Source organism: Sedimentitalea xiamensis (genome assembly GCF_030164465.1).
Lineage (GTDB): Bacteria > Pseudomonadota > Alphaproteobacteria > Rhodobacterales > Rhodobacteraceae > Sedimentitalea > Sedimentitalea xiamensis.
In genome coordinates, this window is the sequence record NZ_JASNJE010000023.1 from 57,105 (window position 1) to 73,981 (window position 16,877).

Annotated in this window: 13 protein-coding genes, 1 tRNA gene and 2 pseudogenes; 9 read left to right on the forward strand and 7 right to left on the reverse strand. The window is 61.2% G+C overall.

Annotated elements, in window-relative coordinates; translation table 11 throughout:
* Window positions 1-36: 36 nt before the first annotated feature.
* From QO034_RS16570 to QO034_RS16585, 4 genes are all read right to left on the reverse strand, one after another.
* Complete coding sequence (locus tag QO034_RS16570; RefSeq protein ID WP_284486642.1) at window positions 37-1,023, reverse strand: alpha-ketoacid dehydrogenase subunit beta; 987 nt, start codon at window positions 1,021-1,023, stop codon at window positions 37-39.
* Window positions 1,023-2,024: a thiamine pyrophosphate-dependent dehydrogenase E1 component subunit alpha gene (locus QO034_RS16575; protein WP_284486643.1), complete on the reverse strand. Its 1,002-nt coding sequence runs from the start codon at window positions 2,022-2,024 to the stop codon at window positions 1,023-1,025. Before QO034_RS16575 ends, QO034_RS16570 begins: the two co-directional genes overlap by 1 nt.
* Complete coding sequence (locus tag QO034_RS16580) at window positions 2,011-2,811, reverse strand: IclR family transcriptional regulator (RefSeq protein ID WP_284486644.1); 801 nt, start codon at window positions 2,809-2,811, stop codon at window positions 2,011-2,013. The genes QO034_RS16575 and QO034_RS16580 overlap by 14 nt, the downstream gene beginning before the upstream one ends.
* A 154-nt stretch (window positions 2,812-2,965) precedes the next feature.
* Window positions 2,966-3,958 carry an aldo/keto reductase gene (locus tag QO034_RS16585; protein ID WP_284486645.1) on the reverse strand — a complete coding sequence of 331 codons (993 nt, stop codon included), beginning with the start codon at window positions 3,956-3,958 and terminating at the stop codon, window positions 2,966-2,968.
* A 177-nt stretch (window positions 3,959-4,135) separates the two neighbouring features.
* On the opposite strand from QO034_RS16585, the gene QO034_RS16590 reads away from it, so the two are divergent.
* The 5 genes from QO034_RS16590 to QO034_RS16610 all read left to right on the forward strand — a co-directional run bounded on the left by QO034_RS16590 (window position 4,136) and on the right by QO034_RS16610 (window position 9,556).
* Window positions 4,136-4,441, forward strand: a complete 306-nt coding sequence (locus QO034_RS16590; RefSeq protein WP_284486646.1) for a DUF4389 domain-containing protein — start codon at window positions 4,136-4,138, stop codon at window positions 4,439-4,441.
* Between the two features lie 323 nt (window positions 4,442-4,764).
* Window positions 4,765-5,418, forward strand: coding sequence for a flavin reductase family protein (locus tag QO034_RS16595; RefSeq protein ID WP_284486658.1), 654 nt, complete (start codon window positions 4,765-4,767; stop codon window positions 5,416-5,418).
* Between the two features lie 244 nt (window positions 5,419-5,662).
* Window positions 5,663-6,856 carry an amidohydrolase family protein gene (locus tag QO034_RS16600; RefSeq protein WP_284486647.1) on the forward strand — a complete coding sequence of 398 codons (1,194 nt, stop codon included), beginning with the start codon at window positions 5,663-5,665 and terminating at the stop codon, window positions 6,854-6,856.
* A 578-nt stretch (window positions 6,857-7,434) separates the two neighbouring features.
* On the forward strand, window positions 7,435-8,511 hold the full coding sequence (locus QO034_RS16605) for a hypothetical protein (protein WP_284486648.1): 1,077 nt from the start codon (window positions 7,435-7,437) through the stop codon (window positions 8,509-8,511).
* A 1-nt stretch (window position 8,512) separates the two neighbouring features.
* The gene (locus QO034_RS16610) at window positions 8,513-9,556 is read left to right on the forward strand and encodes a hypothetical protein (RefSeq protein ID WP_284486649.1); all 1,044 of its coding nucleotides are present in this window, start codon (window positions 8,513-8,515) and stop codon (window positions 9,554-9,556) included.
* 178 nt (window positions 9,557-9,734) lie between these two features.
* On the opposite strand, the gene QO034_RS16615 is transcribed toward QO034_RS16610, so the two are convergent.
* The gene (locus QO034_RS16615; RefSeq protein ID WP_284486650.1) at window positions 9,735-10,718 is read right to left on the reverse strand and encodes a hypothetical protein; all 984 of its coding nucleotides are present in this window, start codon (window positions 10,716-10,718) and stop codon (window positions 9,735-9,737) included.
* Between the two features lie 492 nt (window positions 10,719-11,210).
* Between QO034_RS16615 and QO034_RS16620 the strand changes: the two genes are divergently transcribed.
* Window positions 11,211-12,512 (forward strand): catalase family protein, encoded by a 1,302-nt coding sequence (locus QO034_RS16620; protein WP_284486651.1) that lies wholly within the window; start codon window positions 11,211-11,213, stop codon window positions 12,510-12,512.
* Window positions 12,513-12,852: 340 nt separating this feature from the next.
* Here the strand turns inward: QO034_RS16620 and QO034_RS16625 are convergent, their stop codons facing one another.
* Window positions 12,853-13,218 (reverse strand): hypothetical protein, encoded by a 366-nt coding sequence (locus QO034_RS16625; RefSeq protein ID WP_284486652.1) that lies wholly within the window; start codon window positions 13,216-13,218, stop codon window positions 12,853-12,855.
* Between the two features lie 24 nt (window positions 13,219-13,242).
* On the opposite strand from QO034_RS16625, the gene QO034_RS16630 reads away from it, so the two are divergent.
* The 3 genes and pseudogenes from QO034_RS16630 to QO034_RS16640 all read left to right on the forward strand — a co-directional run bounded on the left by QO034_RS16630 (window position 13,243) and on the right by QO034_RS16640 (window position 15,812).
* On the forward strand, window positions 13,243-14,907 hold the full coding sequence (locus QO034_RS16630) for a hypothetical protein (RefSeq protein ID WP_284486653.1): 1,665 nt from the start codon (window positions 13,243-13,245) through the stop codon (window positions 14,905-14,907).
* 111 nt (window positions 14,908-15,018) lie between these two features.
* Window positions 15,019-15,417, forward strand: a pseudogene (locus tag QO034_RS16635) (IS66 family transposase); the annotation flags it as partial.
* A 307-nt stretch (window positions 15,418-15,724) separates the two neighbouring features.
* Window positions 15,725-15,812: transfer RNA gene (locus QO034_RS16640), tRNA-Ser, on the forward strand.
* Between the two features lie 396 nt (window positions 15,813-16,208).
* Here the strand turns inward: QO034_RS16640 and QO034_RS16645 are convergent.
* Window positions 16,209-16,760, reverse strand: a pseudogene (locus QO034_RS16645) (IS5 family transposase); the annotation flags it as partial.
* Window positions 16,761-16,877 lie beyond the last annotated feature (117 nt).

Consider the following 16,877-nt stretch of genomic DNA (forward strand, 5'->3'; position numbering starts at 1 on the left):
CCTCCCTCAGGTGTGGTGGCGGCACGGGCCGCCGGTTCAGGCCGCGGTGCGGGGGGCGATCAGACCCCGAACCGCGTCGATGATGCTCTCCTGGCTGACCCGCGCGCGGTCTTCGAGCGCGGGGGCATAGGCGATGGGAATGCGCGGCGCGCCCAACCGGCGCACAGGCGCTTTCAGGTCATGATGCAGGGCTTCGGCCACGCTGGCGGCGATTTCCGCGCCGAACCCGGCGACGCTGACGGATTCCTGCACGACCAGAAGCCGCCCGGTCCTTTGTACCGAGCCGAACACGGTGTCGCGATCCCAGGGCCAAAGCGTGCGCAGGTCGATGACCTCGACCTCGACGCCCTGCGCGGAAAGGGTTTCGGCCGCTATCAGGCAGACATGGCGCATCGCGGACCAGGTGACGATGGTGACCGCATCGCCGGCGCGGGCAATGGCGGCCTCACCAAGCGGCACGAGGTGCTCGCCGTCGGGCAGGTCGCCTTCCAGGACCCAGAGGTTCTTGTGCTCGAGGTAAACCACCGGATCGTCGTTCCTGATCGCGGATTTCAGCAGGCCCAGGTTGTCGGCGGGGGTCGACGGTGTCACGACGACAAGGCCGGGGATATGGGCATACCACGCTTCCAGAGATTGCGAGTGCTGCGCTGCCGAGGACCGCCACATGCCGATCGGTTCGCGCACCACCATCGGCACGCGCATCTGGCCGCCGAACATGAACCGCGCCTTGGCCGCCTGGTTGACCAGCTCATCCACCGCGCAGAGCGCGAAGTCGGAAAATCGCATCTCGACGATGGGCCGGGTTCCGGTCATCGCCGCACCGACCGCCGCGCCCATGATGCAGGCTTCGGAAATCGGCGTGTCGGCGATGCGGCTTGTGCCGAACATCTCCTGCAGGCCCTTGTATTGGCCAAAGACACCGCCGCGACCCAGGTCTTCGCCCAAGGCCCAGACGGATCCGTCACGCTGCATTTCCTCGATGACCGCGCGGCGGCCTGCGTTCAGATAGGTGTCTGTCGCCATCAGAAAGCCCTCTCGCGGGGATCGCCCATGTCCTGCACATCGGTATAGGCCGCCTCTGGCGCGGGCCAGTCGGTGTCCCGTGCCTGCGCGGCGATATCCGTCATTTCCCGCGCCGCTTCGCCATGGGCGCGAGCCAGGTCGCCGTCCGCCATTCCGGCCAGGCGCAAGGCCGATTCCAGGCGGGCAATCGGGCAATTTTCCCGTTGCGCCGCAACCTCGGACGCGGGGCGGTAGGTCGCCGGATCGACCGCAGTGTGGCCGGTGATGCGATAGGTCCGGCAGTGCATCAAGACAGGTCCCTTGCCTGTGCGGATGTCGGCGATTGCGGCCCGCGCCGCGGCGTCCACGGCGACAAGGTCGTTGCCGTCCACCGCGACGGCGGGAATGCCCAGGCTTTCCGCCCGTGCCCCGGCTCCACCGCCGCCGGTCATCTCGCGCGTGCGGGTGGTTGCCGAAAAACCGTTGTCTTCGCAGACAAACAGCACCGGAAGATCGAACACCCGCGCCCAGTTCAACCCTTCGAGAAACGGGCCGCGATTGATCGCCCCGTCGCCGAAGATGCAGGTCACGATCCGGTCCGACCCCTGAAGTTTCAGCCCGTGGGCCGCGCCGGTGGCGATGGGAATGTTTGCCCCCACGACCCCGTTGGCCCCGAGCATTCCGACGCCGAAATCCGCAATGTGCATCGACCCGCCCTTGCCGCCGCAGGTGCCGCCCGCGCGCCCGAACAGTTCGCGCATCATCGCCAGCGGATCGGCCCCCTTGGCCAGGGTATGGCCGTGGCCGCGATGGGTGGACAGCAGCAGGTCGTTCCTGTCGAGATTGGCGCAGATGCCGGCGGCGACGGCTTCCTGCCCGATGGACGGATGGATCGCGCCCAGCACCAGCCCGTCCTTCTGGGCGGCGATGGCGGCTTCTTCGAAGGCGCGGATGCGATGCATCAATTGCAGCATCGCGCCGAACCTGTCGCGGTCGAGATTATGCCCGTTATCCTGCGCCACCTGTCATCCTTTCCATGTCCCTGCTACCCAATGCCCGGCCGAGTTGTTCCGCCTCTGCGATCAGCAGCGCCACCAGTTCCGACCGGCGCGGTCCGGTCATGCGTTCGCGTATGGCGGCGATGGACAGGGCCGCGACGACCCGCCCATTGGCGTCCAGCACGGGGACGCCGACCGCGTTCATGGCGCCGACAATCCGTCCGTCGTTATAGGAATGCCCGGTGCGCTGTGTCTGGCCGATGAGCTGCGTCATCGTTTCGTCGTCATGTCCCGCATAGGTCAGGCGGTCACGGCGGGTGGCTTCCAGAATCCGGTCGATTTCCGCGGGATTTTCAAAGGCGAGCAGGGCCAGAGATCCGGCTCCGACGCCCAGCGGTCTTCTGTCGCCCACGGAAAGCGTGAGCGTGCGGATCGGATAGGACCCGGTGCAGCGGTCCGCGCAGAGCGCCTGGTCGCCATCGCGCACGGAAAGGAAAACCGTGTCTTCCGTGGCCTCGGCCAGCCGCGCAAGGCCCGGACGGGCGAGTTCGATGATATGGAACCGCCGGGCCGAGATACCGAGCGCGAACAGTTCATATCCCAGCCGGTAGCATTTGGCGGCCTCGTCATAATCGACATATCCAACGTCCATCAGGGCCTTGAGCAACCGCAGCGCGGTTGTCTTGCTCAGCTCAACCGCCGTCGAGACATCGGACAGACGCAGACCGCGGGACGGCCCTTCCGAGAGCGCTTTCAGGACCAGAGCGGTCCGCCTGATCGACTGCATGGAGGTGAGTTGCGGATCTGCCATTGCGGGTTGGTCGGACGGTCGTTGATTCTGTTCCGCTCACAGAAACATATGATGCTATTTAATGGAACACTTGATTTCCCGCGGCACGATGTCGAGGTTCTGGCGGGGCCGGAGGGCAGGGGCGCGGCGCGTCGGGCCTGACAGCGAAAGGGTCTCAGCAATATCCTTCGACGCCGACCCACTGATCGTGCGTATATCTGTCGCCATGCGCCCATCCGACCGGCAATTTCCTGTCGATTTCGGCCATGATCTCGGCGGTCATCGGAAAATCGCTGCCCGCGACGCATTCCGCGAGATGTTCCGCCGTGCGCGTTCCGGGGATCGGGAGAAGATGTCCGCCCTGCGCCAGGGACCACGCGACCGCCAGGGTCGCAGGCGCGGTGGACAGGTCGCTGGCCAGGTCCCGATACGCGCGGATGTGGCGCAGGTTGTGGCTGAAATTCGGCTCGGTGAACCGGGGGGTGCCCTTTCGGAAATGACCCTCTTCGAAAGTGGCGGGCTCAGGTTCGACAGAGGTGAACATCCCGCGACCGAGTGGAGAGAACGGCACGAAGGCCACGCCCAGTTCGGCGCAGGTCTGGATCATCCCGAGTTCAGGTTGCCGCGTCCACAGGGAATATTCGCTTTGCACCGCGTCGACCGGCCCGATGGCCGTGGCCCTGCGCAGGGTGGCCGGCGAAATCTCGGAGAACCCGATACCACCAATCTTGCCGTCTTTCTTGAATCCGAGAAGGGTTTCCATGAGGTCTTCGACCGAGACATCCTGATCCCGGCGATGGATGTAGTAGAGATCGATATGTTCGAGCCCCAGCCGGGACAGGGATTTTTCGAGTTCCTTGCGCAGGTAATCCGCCTGGTTGTTGAAACCGCGTTTGCCGGTATCCGGATCACGCCAGATACCGGCCTTGGTCGCAATCGTGAAACGACTGGAATCGCCTTTGAGAAACGAGCCGATCATGTTTTCCGAAACACCCATGCCATAGACGTTCGCGGTGTCGAGAAAGTCGACGCCAAGATCGAGCGCGGCGGACAGGGTGCGATGCGCTTCCGCTTCGGTCGTGGGTCCGTAGGACCCGCCGAAGCTCCAGCATCCCAGCCCCACTTCTGAAACGCGCGTTCCGTCCTGACGTAGCTTGCGTTTTCTCATTGCGGGCCTCGATGACTGGGATGTTTTCCGGTGCCTGCCTTTGTAAAGCGCAATCTTCCGGCGATGACAGCACTTTTTTGCCCGGTTGCACTTTGGGTGGCGGATGAAGCTATACTGTTGCAATCATCGGTTCAGACGCGATGCCAGCGGGTCTGGCTGGGTAGAGGGGGCAAGGGAATGCGCGAGAATGACGCCAAGATCGAAGGCCGTCTGCATGGCGAGCAGTTCGAACCCGACGAGCCGGACGGCCTGCCCGCGCGGCTGGTTTTCATGGTGCTGATCGCGGTCATGATATCCGTCGCGCAAACCGTGCTGAGCCTGGCCACGGTGGTGCAGTTCGTCGTCATGCTGGGAAACCACAAGAAACCGAACGAACGGCTGGCCGATTTCGGAACCGATCTGGGCATCTGGATGGCGAAGGCGGCAAGATACCAGACCGCGGCCAGCAACGTGAAACCCTGGCCATGGACCGATCTCGACTGAATCGGGCCTGTTTGCTTTCCCTGGCCCCGGAAACGGTTTCATGGCGGTCGGTTTGCGGCAAGGGGAAGCCGTTCTGCGGCGCATGCTTCGGTTGGCGGGCGGCTGCTCCACAACGCAATGGCGGGACGGGGCGGTTCATCCGGCTCGGGACAAGGCCATCTGGTTCCGCCGCCGGCAATTCGGTTTCGATCTGCCCTGTCCACCGGCCTGCGTCCGTTGTAGCAACGGGGCACCCGCCTTCCTTTCGCATGGCGCGGCTCTGGTCCGCCGTCATGCCACGCAGGAAGGGTGCGTCGGCATGTCATTTTTCAGAAGGCAGGATGATGGATTTCGATTTTACCCGACTACCGCCCGAGGACAGGTATCGCTTGCTGACAAACTTTGTCGGTCCCCGTCCGATCGCGCTCGTCACGACCCGTTCGGAGTGTGGCCACACGAACGCGGCGCCGATGAGTTTTTTCAACGTCTTCTCGCAGGATCCGCCGATCGTCATTCTGGGCATACAGACGCGCGGCGACGGGAACGAGAAAGACACGCTGGTCAATATTCGCCGGACACAGGAATTCTGCGTCAACATGGTGGACATGGAGATTGCCGATGCGATGATCCTGTGCGGCATCAATTTCGCCCGCGACGTCGATGAACCGGCGTTCGCGGGGCTGGAGACTTCGGATTGCCGCCGGGTCGACGCAGCTTTCCTGACCCGGACGCCCTGCGCCATGGAATGCCGGGTCGAGAGGATCATCGACTTTCCCCGCCGCGCCATCGTGCTGGGCGAAGTGGTGGAAATGACGGTGCGCGACGATTGCCTGGATCCCCAGGGACGCTATGTCGACCCGACGACCTATCAGCCCGTCGCGCGATTGCATGCCGACAACTACATCGTGGCGGACAGGCAATTCGAACTCAAGAAACCCGTTGAGGCAGAAGCCTGGGAAGCAGCGCAAGCGGCCCCGTCGCCGAAGAAGGCCGTTTGATGCCTGCTGTCCGGGTGTTCATCCCGGCGGCATCGCCGCGCCCCGTCCCGGTCATGGGCCTTTTGGCGTCCGGACGCTGGCTGCGGCCGCGAACCACCGGCCATCGGCTGGGGACGCCGGCAATGAACCATGTCCGGTTGCATGACCGGGCCGTAGCCCGCATCGGCCTGAACGGTCGTCTGGCAATACCCCGCGGCCAGATCCGGCCGCTTTCAGGAACTGGGCGCTTCGCCCCGGAGGCAGCATGACCGACCTTTTGATCCGCAACCTTCGACCCCTCGGGCGGGACCGGGCCGACATGCTGATCCGCGCCGGGGTCATTGCCGAAATCGCGCCACGTATCCAGGCCCCCGGCGTCGCGACGGAAGATGCAAACGGGGCCATCGCCATCCCCGGCCTCGTCGAGGCGCATACCCATCTGGACAAGACGTTCATGGGCATGGGCTGGTATGAGAACGCGGTCGGCACAGATCTGCGCGCGATGATCGAAAACGAACGCTTTGAACGCCGCCGGCAGAACCATGACCCGGCACGTCAGTCCATGCGGCATGCACTGGCGCTTGCCGGGACCGGAACGACCCATATCCGCAGCCATGTCGATGTGGACACGGACAACGGCCTGGCGGCCATCGAAGGTGTCCTGCAAACCCGCGAAACGCTGCGCGATCTGGTGCAGATCGAGATCGTCGCCTTTCCGCAGTCCGGGTTGATGATCCGCCCCGGCACGGCAGCGCTTCTGGACAGCGCCATGGCGATGGGTGCGGATCTGGTCGGCGGGCTCGATCCCTGCGGCATCGACCGCGACCCCAAGGGGCATCTGGATGCGATTTTCGCGCTCGCCGACAAGTTCGGGCGCGGCATCGACATCCACCTGCACGAAGGCGGCGAACTGGGCGCGTTTTCCATGGAGATGATTCTCGAACGCACGCGCGCGCTTGGGATGAAGGGCAAGGTGGCGATTTCCCACGCCTTCTGTCTCGGAATGCCGGACTGGAACCGCACCGAGGCGCTGCTGTCGGGACTCGCGGATCAGGACGTGGCGATCCTGACCACCGGCGCGCCGTCCGCCGAGGTGCCCAAGGTCAAGCGGGTGCTGGGTGCGGGGCTGCGCATGGGCGCGGGGTGCGATGGGGTGCTGGACACCTGGAATCCCTGGAACCGCCCCGACATGCTCGACCGGGCGCGAATCGTCGCGCAGAAGAACAACATGCGGTCGGACGCGGACCTAGCGCAGGCGCTTGCGGTCTGTTCGACCGGCGGTGCGGCGGTGATGGGGGTGCGGGGACATGGCCTGGATGTCGGCTGCAACGCCGATCTGGCATTGGTTCCCGGCAGGACTTTGGCCGAAGCGGTCGCGACCGGCGGGCCGGTCGCGCTGACCGTCAAGGGCGGCCGGGTCACAGGCCGGATGGGCAGACCGGTGGACGAGGCGCCGTGACCCCTGACGAACGCCAGGACGGTCGGCGCGACCTCTCGGGCCTGGAACGATAGCGATCTTGGCGCGCGACCGTGCAAAGGCCGCACTCTTGCGCAGCGGAGGATCATGCTTCCCGGTTGGCATCCGTAGAGGAATGCCACTCAAGAGATTGCGTTCCGGGCAATGCACACGAAAGGAACCGCGGGCCGAATAAATCAGCACTGGGCGGAGCTGCCTGTAAATTTTCACATGAACAGTTTGCCGGCATCATGCTGAAATCTGAAACGGGTTTTGGACCGCCTTGCGGCGATGCAGAGAGGAACCCTGACTCCGGACAGTCTGAATGTTGGCCCCGGCTTCCTTGCCGCTTCGCCTGTCATTTGCGGACTGGGTCCGGAAACCGCCCGTTCGGCCCGATCCGCCAGCCCGGCAGAGGTGCCACAATCTTGCGGCGAATCATAATTTGCCGCAAACTGATGCATGATCGACGAATTCCGGGTTGCCTCGTCAACCGGCTTGCGACTCTCAAGGTGTTTCAACGTCAGATCAGCAATAGTGAAGACATTTTCTAATCGCCAATTCCCATATGGGGGGCGTTCATGGAAAGATTCTCGGGGTTTCCCGCGGCACTGCTTAATGGCCTGAAGACTGCAATCGTCTACTTTTTCACGCTCAGGTTTCTGCGCGACGCCGTAGCGCTTGCGCGCGATGTGATCGCGATGTGCCGGCGGTACGAAAAACTTCGCGACGATCGCCGTGGAGCACGCGCCGGCTGCCCGCCCAAGTGCGGTCGCGTTCCTCCCGACATCTACCGCCGTGCCGATCCGCTGATCTACTCCCAGAGATATCTGATGGAACAGGGCTTGTCGGTAACCTGGGACAATCCCGATATTCAGCTTTACGAGAACGGGAACCCGGTCTCTTCCTCCTCTCTCAAGCCGGGCACCGATTACGAGGTCCGCGCGACGATCTGGAACAATTCCACCAAGGCGCCGGCAGTGGGGCTGGGCGTCGATTTCTACTTCCACGACTTCGGCATCGGGCCACAGCCAATCGTGATCGGCACCGATACCGTGACGCTGCCGGTAAAGGGCGCACCGGGACACCCGGCCACCGCCAGAACGATCTGGCGAACGCCGGGCGCTCCTGGGCATTACTGCCTCAAGGTGCAGCTCAACTGGGCCGAGGACGCGAATTTCAAGAACAATCTCGGTCAGGAAAACACCAATGTCGGCACCGCGCAGTCGCCGGCGGTGTTCACCTTTCCTGTCAGAAACGAGGACACGGTCCGGCGGAGTCTCAGGCTTATCGCTGACGCCTACACCATACCTCCGCCGGTGGATTGCAGGGAGAAGCCGGACAAGACCGACAGCGACAAACGCTTTCCCAGGCTCGCCACGGCGCCGGTGCATAATGAATACAGCGAGAAACTTCCGGATTGGGCCTTTGCGCGGTCCCGACATGGTCCATCTGCGCATCCGATCCCGAATGGCTGGTCGGTCGGGATCGCGCCGGAAACCCTTGATCTTGATGGCGGCGAAAGCCAGGACGTGAAGGTTTCGATTACCCCGCCGGATGGATGGAAAGGCCGCCAGGCGATCAATGTCAACGCGTTGATGGGGGCGGATCTTCGCGGCGGGGTGACGCTTTATGTTATCCGCGGTGAGGGGGGCTGAAATGGCTGATTGTCACAAGCATTACTTCTGCGTCCCGCCGTCAGAGTTCAAACCGCTCAGCGCCGTTGCGCTCGCGATCACAAGCGCGGTCGCGATCCTGATCGGGGCTGTATCGGGAAACGTCGCCGCCGGCATCATCGGCGGCGCGTTCTGGATCGCCGCCGTATTCGAACTTTGTCATTTCCTTCATGGCGGCAAGCTCATCTGTCTCGAAAAGGGTGTTTGCGCCATTGGCAGGGTCGCAGCGGTCCACCCGGTCGGCGCCGACAAGTCCGGTTTCGAGAAGATGGACGACGATTTCACCTTTGACCTCATTCTCGCGCCTCATGCCGCGAACGAGACCAAGTCCGAAATGATAGCGTCCGATTCCAACCAGGGCCGGTTCATCGCGGATCAGACCGCGGTCACCGGTCTCGGGCTCGGCTATGTCGGCGACAGCGTAGCCTTTCCGGCGATCAATCCGGATGGCCACAAAACCGAAATCCTGCATGCCGAAATCAAGGGCTGCCGCGTCCACGACGTTTGCATCGTGCTCAAGGTCATGTCCGTTCCGACGGCGATTGCCGCAAGCATCTGTGCGGTGCCGGTTCTGGGTTGGATCGGCTGCCTTCTGGCGCTTCTGGCCGTTCTGATCGTCACCGCGATCATCGGCGGCATCGTCTGGGCGGCGACCCACAACGGCGCGCTCTCTGATGTCATGGATCCTGCGTCGGGCGATCTTGTGCCGGCGGATGACGAAGGGAATGGAGGCGATGTGGTGCTGATACGCGGCGATTGGGTCTATGACGCGGGTCATAGCGGGTGGAACGAGTTCCACCCGATCCGCCATGCGCAGAAAATCGTGATCGACGACAAATTCATGGGCACCGGCAAGGCCAGCGCCGACCTGGTGGCGGCGTTCAAGCGCGAGGTCTACGATCCCTGGTGTTCGGAAGTGGGAAAATCCGAAGATCCGCTTGTCGTCGTCGAACAGGGCAAGCCCGGCAACGGCTGGCAGATACATCCGTCGATCGACGGGTGCGAAGAACCTCCGGTTATCAAGTAGCCTGGGGCAGAGGGCAGCATCGATGCCATCGCCGTTTTCGAACCTGTCTTTCTCGCGCCGGCGGTCGGGGTATCATTCATCATTCCGCCTCGGCGCTCTGCCTTGAACGCATGGATATATGTCACCAAGTTGCAGTGCGCCTGTTGGTGAAACGACGGACCTGTGAAGGAGCCGATGATCAGTCCCCGAACCCGGCTTCGATTTCCAACCCCGTCGGGGCAAAGGTGGCCGGCGAAAGCAGTTCGCCCTCCTCGAAATAGAGTTCCGGCCCGACGACCAGATCAAGCGGTCCATTTCGGGACGAAACCTCAGCGGATACATGCTCGTCCGGTCTGAGTCTGGTCCCGGCACTGTTTGCCCGATCGGGAATCGTGACGATTGCGCCGTTCGAGAGTTCCTCGTTCCGATCCCCCAGTGAAACACCGACGATCTGGTCGAAATCGTCTGGTCCGCCGCCAATCACATGCGCCAAATAGAGATCGTCGCCCCGGCCGAAAAGAACGTATTGCAAGCCATTTGCCTCGCCGGAGTCAACGGACAATTCGCTCGCGTAAATCAAGTCTTGGATCCAAACGGAGATCGACTGGAGTCCGTCGATCCCGCTTCCGCCGCGTTCGAGATGGCCACGAAAGACATTTCCGGAAAACATATTGCGCTCGGGGTCGCCATCGGGAGTAAAGAGGCGCGACAGAACGAAATTGTCGTTCGGTTGCACGGTGTACATCCGGACATCCGGGTGCGACGCGCGGTCTTCGAAATAGATCGAACTTAGGTCGGACTCGCCCCCTGCGAGGACAACTTCCGCGATGACCTGGAAACGGTGTTCGTTCCCGAACATCGGAAGGTGGGAAACAAACGCCGATTGTTCCCCGACAAGCATCATGTTGTGCTGACCGCAATCCGGGTGCCCCGAAGGGCAATCGGAATCGTCTTCCGCGATCACCGGCACGGGCAAAAGCTGGAGAGCGAGTGCCAAAGCGACCGGACAGGAGATACTCCGCATGAGCGGAGGCCGACAATCAAGGGATATCATTGTAAACTCCGTCAAATTCAGAATTCGTATTCGGCTCCGGCAGCCAGGGATGCTGCGACACCGTCCAATCCTTGCAACTCGCATGGGAGCAGTTTGATCGTAGCACAGATCGCCGATTTTTTCATCCATCGTCTATGTGCCGCAAAAGGCGCACGGCGGGCGGGTGTTTTGACGGTAGTGAACGAAGTGGGTTTCGCATAGCCGGCATCCACCCGCCGCACATCCTCACAACCATCGCGAAGAACCGCTTTCCGTGATAGGATGGCACTTGGGACTCTGGACAAAATGAATGCAGAGCGGCCTGTCATCGACGCCATTTTGCATTGAGTCCCGGGAAGCAAGATTTGCCGACCGTTCTGGTGCGGCCGGCGTTCCCTTCTGGAAATGCGCCGTCAAGGGGCGCCGGTTTCAAATGCAACCGCGCTGAAGCTTTCTTCAAACGGGCCGGAACCGACGAAAAAGCGTCCAAGGGCCGCATTGTTTCAGGAAAAGGAGATTTCCATGTCCGTGCATCACGAAGATATTGATCAACTGGATGAAAAATTCGAACGCCCCTGGCAGGATGATTTCGCGCTGGAACGCAAACTCGCGGGCGATGTCGCGGAGGTGATCCGGTCCTTCGTGGAAAAGTCGTCACAAACCCGAAGTGCGTGGCGCAAGCATCAGGTTGAACTGGAAAGCATGCTCGCGCGCGGTGAGCGGCCATCGGAACGCGACTTGGAGAGGCTTGCGGCATACCGGCACATATTCGACGATTTGCCGGATCGTCCTGATGGGGCGTGCGCGACTCGGGACGTTCATCGGAAGACCCATGGCTGTTATCGCGCGCGCGTCACGATATCGGAAGATCTTGATCCGGCTCTTGCGAAGGGCCTGTTCGTCCCCGGAAGAGAGTATGATGCCGTGGTAAGGTTTTCGAACGGAAATCCGAGAAACCAAAGCGATTCGGCGCCTGATGCCCGCGGAATGGCGATCAAGTTGCTCGAAAGCGGGACACTGCCCGACGGGACCGCACTCAACACGCTTTCGGCGAGCGACATTAACGCAAAGGGCCTCCTCGACATTCTGACAATCAATTTCCCGGTCTTCTTCGTCGATGACCCGCTCGTCTATGCGAAGGTGAATACGCATTTCCTCGCCGATGACGAAGACGTGCTCAAAAGCAAGAAACTTGACGAGGTTCTTGCGGTCGCCGGTGCTGGCATGTCGCTCCTCGAGCAAAATCTTGCGCTGAAAGTGAACGGGTCGATCATTCGAAACCTGCTCTATCAGCAGTGGTTCTCGATGGCGCCGTCACGTCTGGGTGAGGCGGCGGATGCGGAACGAACGGCGGTCAAGTATTTGATCGAACCGGCAAGAGCCACCAAGGGCGACCCGGACTGGCCGGAATGGTCGACATGGGAGACAGGGCGGAATTATCAGATTCCTCTGAGCAAGCGCCTCAATATTCCAAGACAGGAGCGAGAGGCGATGGATGCAAACCCGGACATCCTGCGCACCCGTCTCGAAGAGACCTTGTCGCAAGACGATTTCGAGATGGACCTGAAGGTCCAGACTTTCCTGTCGGAAGAGGCGACGCCGATAGAAGATACAACGCGAATATGGCATTGGAGCGAGGAAGAAATCGACGCCTGGCTCGGCGATGCGCTCTCTCTGCCGTTCGTCTCGCGCAGGCAGGAGGCACGACGCCGCGACTGGCATCCGCCGGTTCGAATCGCCACGATCCGGATCACGGGATCGGGTGGCATGGCTGGCAATTCGGAATTCTGCGAGGATCTGAGCTTCAACCCCTGGAACAATGTGCCGGCGGCGCACAAGCCGCTCGGGATCACACAGAGGGTCAAGCGCTTTGCATACGCGGCCTCCAGAACGGCGCGCTACGGGATCAATCGGGTCCAGTCGACATTCCCGCCGGTCGCTTGAATGCGATGAGGCGGCCGGCCTCCGCGGCGATGGCGGGTAGTGACGGGGTCCCGCTACAGGCCGGGCTCGTTGATCGAAAGGTCCATTTGTGATAAAATGTTCCTACCGCGAAACCCGCTGACCGGGTGAGCGACAGAAGGCAATTTTCGTTCTGCTTCCGGGGATCACTTGTAACCAGTTGCGAGCCAGAATGGGACCCCTGGACAGTTTGGCGCCTTGAAACCACCGTCATTCGGAGGCCCTCGTTTATGTTCAAACTCATTCACAGCCTGTCTATGTCGGAACTTCTGCGGCAACAGTTTCCGGCATTCGCGATTTCGTTTCTGATCGCCGAATTCTTCTACAAGTTTGGAAGCTTCGCGCTTGAGTGCGTGGCCTTCCTCGTGACCTGGTATGTGCTGGACGCCGTGTTGCAGTGGTTAAGGCCGGACAATCCACCGAATGATTGATCATCGCGAATTTGCGCGAAGAACTGTCGAGGTTCGATATGCAAGATTCCAAAATAACCAACCGCCGCGAGAAAAAACTTCCTGACGCTGATAAGGAGAAGCGCGAAGAACGTCTCCGTGATACGCGCGACTTCTGCTGCGAGGAAGACCGATACCAGACCGACCTTCTGGTGGGCGTACTTAAACAGTTCGAACTGGCCAATTGCCATCTGGAAAAGATTGCCCGACAAACTTGTCATGCCCTGAACGAATTGCATTGGCAGACCGCCTTGCAGACGACGATGTCAAAAGACCTGGCGCGGCTGTTGGCAATTGCCGAGGCCAAGGAACCGGGCATCGTCCAGCATCTGGACGAGTTGGAGAAACTGAAGCGACAGGTGGAGGAATGCTGCCCGAAACCGGACCGGCATCCTGCGATCTGCCGCTACAGGCCCTGCGCGGAACGTGAGGAGGACAAGCCGGGCAAGGGTGACGCCAAACCCGGTCGGTGCCATCCGAACCGTGTCGAAGACGCCCCCTACGACCCGGTAGAGCGAGACCCCAAGCCCAAGTATCAGCCGAATGACCGCCCATCGCGGATCGTACCGGATGGCCCCTTTCGTGGAATACTGCGCGAAACTCCTTCCTTCGCGCCGCAGAATCCCGGCGGTCCGGGCAGCGGACTGGATTTCAACCCTTGGACATCCGATCCGAATGTCACTCCGGCCAGTGTCAATGCCGCTGACATCAGCGGCGGCGATGCCGGTGACGTGGTCATGATGACGGGAAACTGGTATGCGGACTATTCCACGGATGGCGGGCAGACATTCACGACCGTCGATCCGACGACGGTGTTTCCGAATACACTGGCAGGCGGTTTCTGCTGCGACCAGGTCATTCAATATGTACCGTCTATCAACCGGTTCATCTGGCTGTTGCAGTATCAGCGGGTCGGCGGCAATGCGGACAATGCCTACAGGCTGGCAGCGGCCAGTCCGCAAGATATCATCGATTCCAACTGTACCCGGTGGACCTATTGGGATTTTACCTCTGCGACCTTCGGATTCGGCACGGACTGGATGGATTATCCCAGCCTGGGAGTGGGTGCCAATTCGATCTACCTGTCCTTCGATGTGCTCGACAACGTCGCGGACAATACCGGCGACAACGGCCTGGTTATCGCGCGTCTGCCGCTCAACGCCATCGCGGCTTCCGATACCATAAATTTCTGGTTTACCAATCCCGGCGACGGGTTGGTGGCCTGGGGAAGCAATGCCTGTCAGAATACAGGTGACGAGGTCTACTGGGCGGGGCATATCGACAATTCCACCATGCGGGTCTTCAGTTGGCACGAAAGTTCGACGACCTATTTCTGGCGCTCGGTCGAAGTGGCCAACTGGTCCAACAGCACGCTTTCGTCGAATGGCCCGAACGGGAACAACTGGTTCGGCTGGGGCTTCCCGAACAACGCGGTGATAGGCGTGACGCGCCAGGACGATCTCGTCTGGTTCGCATGGTCCGCGAATGCGGGCGATGGCGGCAATGGTGGATTCAATTTTCCGCATCCCCATGTCCAGATCGCCAAGGTGCGGATCGGTAGCTGGGATCTGGTTGAACAGATGACGATCTGGAACGAGGACTTTGCTTTCGGCTACCCCTGCTTTGCGACCAACACGGACAACGAGGTCGGGGTCGCCCTCGGCTGGGGCGGTGGCGGAAACCGGCATGCCAACAGCGCCGTCGGATTCATGGGCGACTATGTGGTCTATTTCCGTGATGAAAGCACCTGGACACATACGCGTTGGGGCGACTACGTCTCGGTTCGGCGATCTGCCCCGAACGGGCGTGTGTTTGCAGGCTTCGGATACGTAATTCTCGCGGATGCGACGACAACCGCAGGCTACAGGTTCGAACCGTATTTCGTTCGGTTTTCCCGAGACAAGGTCATCAATCCTCCGGTTGGGTGAACGAGCGGTTGCCTCGGACCCGGAACCAGATCTCAGCGGGGCGGTGTCGTGTGAGGACGCGTATGGCGACCCGCCCCCCTTGCGTGCGGGTCACTCATACACAGAAGATCGGACACTCTCGGCGTGGTCTATTTCTGCGCCCCCGGACGCCACGGTGAACACGCCGAAAAGTTCCTCACGGGGTTCAACGGCATCCTCCAGATCGACGGTTATCCCGGCTATAACCGGCTGACCAAATCCTCCCGAAAGGGCGGCGATCCGATCATTGTGGCGCATTGCTGGTCCCACGCGAGGCGCAAGCTCAAGGAGGTCTTTGACCGTGACGGCTCCGAAATCGCTACCGAAGGCTTGCGTCAGATCGCCGAGATTTACGCTGTCGAAAAAGACATCCGCGGAATGCCCCCGGGCCAGCGCTTGTTTGCCCGCCAGGCCCGATCCGCGCCTCTCGTTGCCGAATTCGGCGAATGGCGGCAGGTCGTTTGTCTCCGCGTCTCAAAGAAATCCAGGCTCGCCTTGCTTCCGGTGGAAACTTTTCTGTGCTGTGGCTGACATTTGTTGCATTGAAGGGGGCATCTGGCTTCGGCTCAGCGTGCTCGCGATGCGGAGTGGTTCCTCCACAGAAAGGTGTGAATCGCACGCCCATGCCCAGGAAACGGGTTGAGGGCCTAAATTTGAGTTGACCAAATCTTGCCCAAAACACGCGCAATTCAGGAGGTTTCCCCGCCTTTTCAGGGGGTTGAAGGCGCTTTGTCCGAATTGGCCACAGGGCCAATTTTCGCCTTGTATATCCGTAGCTTGGCACGCTATACGCGTCGGCGGAGACGTGGCCGAGTGGTCGAAGGCGCTCCCCTGCTAAGGGAGTAAACCGCAAGGTTTCGTGGGTTCGAATCCCATCGTCTCCGCCATTAACCACCTGATATTAAACGAAAAAACGACCGATCGGGTGGCCTCAAAAACGTGTCGTTAAAACGTGCATTGCACGGCATGCACCGATTTTGCCCTGAATCACCGGCAAGCCCGTGCAAAATCCGTGCAGCGATCCCCCGCCCGGCCGCCGATCCGGTGGCCGCTTTTTCGGTCCGGCGGGGGTGTGATACTGCCCTGGAACGCGATGCAATTTATTGTGTGCAATGCAACCCAGGAGGAAATCCGATGTTCAAGAAAAAACCCGCCACCGTTGCCGAGGCCCCGGCGCCGTTCAAAGAGGTGCAGGCCAACCTGGGCCGGATCAAGGCGGCCACGGCGCAGGGCGTTGTTGCATAAATTGTTGCGAGTGTGAGCTTCCCCTTATCCTGTGGGTTTCAGGCGTCGCGGACTGTCTCAGCCGTTCCGAGGGCTGAGAAGCGGTTCATGAGGGCAATTCGGATGTGGATCTCGGCGGTTCGTCTTTCTGGGTCCCTCGCCATGATGCGTTCGCCGAATGCCTTGAGACATCGCATCCTGGCCTCGATGCGGCTTCGGGCGTGATAGCCGCTCCACCGCTTCCAGAGCGACCTGCCGAAGCGTTGTGAGGCCCGCAGTATCTCGTTGCGGGCCTTGGCCGCAGGACCGTCCTCCTTCCACAATCGCCCGTTCCGGCGAACCGGGATGATCGCTTCTGCATCTCTGGCAATGATTGCGGTGTGGCACCTGCGCGTGTCATAGGCACCATCAGCGGTCACGGTGTCGATCTGTTCGTCTTCAGGGATCTGGTCCAACAGATCCGCCAGGACCGGGCTGTCGCCGTCCCGGCTGGGCGTGAACTCGACTGCCCGGATGTCGGATGTGGTGGTGTCCATGGCCAGATGGACCTTGCGCCATTGGCGTCTACGGCTGGTTCCATGCTTGCGGACCTGCCATTCCCCATCACCTAAAGCATTTCGGGATTAACCTGGCGCATATCCTGCAGCGCGAAAGTAGTTCATGCATTCGTCGGGAGTGAACAGGTCGCATATCCTTCCGAGCGCGCTGAACAACTCCGTAAACGTCCG

Bases quoted from the DNA above. Each gene is read 5' to 3' on its own strand.
- QO034_RS16580 (WP_284486644.1), bottom strand. From the start codon at position 2,811: ATGGCAGATCCGCAACTCACCTCCATGCAGTCGATCAGGCGGACCGCT.
- QO034_RS16610 (WP_284486649.1), top strand. From the start codon at position 8,513: ATGGCTGATTGTCACAAGCATTACTTCTGCGTCCCGCCGTCAGAGTTC.
- QO034_RS16615 (WP_284486650.1), bottom strand. From the start codon at position 10,718: ATGGATGAAAAAATCGGCGATCTGTGCTACGATCAAACTGCTCCCATG.
- QO034_RS16585 (WP_284486645.1), bottom strand. From the start codon at position 3,958: ATGAGAAAACGCAAGCTACGTCAGGACGGAACGCGCGTTTCAGAAGTG.
- QO034_RS16600 (WP_284486647.1), top strand. From the start codon at position 5,663: ATGACCGACCTTTTGATCCGCAACCTTCGACCCCTCGGGCGGGACCGG.
- QO034_RS16590 (WP_284486646.1), top strand. From the start codon at position 4,136: ATGCGCGAGAATGACGCCAAGATCGAAGGCCGTCTGCATGGCGAGCAG.
- QO034_RS16605 (WP_284486648.1), top strand. From the start codon at position 7,435: ATGGAAAGATTCTCGGGGTTTCCCGCGGCACTGCTTAATGGCCTGAAG.
- QO034_RS16570 (WP_284486642.1), bottom strand. From the start codon at position 1,023: ATGGCGACAGACACCTATCTGAACGCAGGCCGCCGCGCGGTCATCGAG.
- QO034_RS16625 (WP_284486652.1), bottom strand. From the start codon at position 13,218: ATGCAATTCGTTCAGGGCATGACAAGTTTGTCGGGCAATCTTTTCCAG.
- QO034_RS16595 (WP_284486658.1), top strand. From the start codon at position 4,765: ATGGATTTCGATTTTACCCGACTACCGCCCGAGGACAGGTATCGCTTG.
- QO034_RS16630 (WP_284486653.1), top strand. From the start codon at position 13,243: ATGTCAAAAGACCTGGCGCGGCTGTTGGCAATTGCCGAGGCCAAGGAA.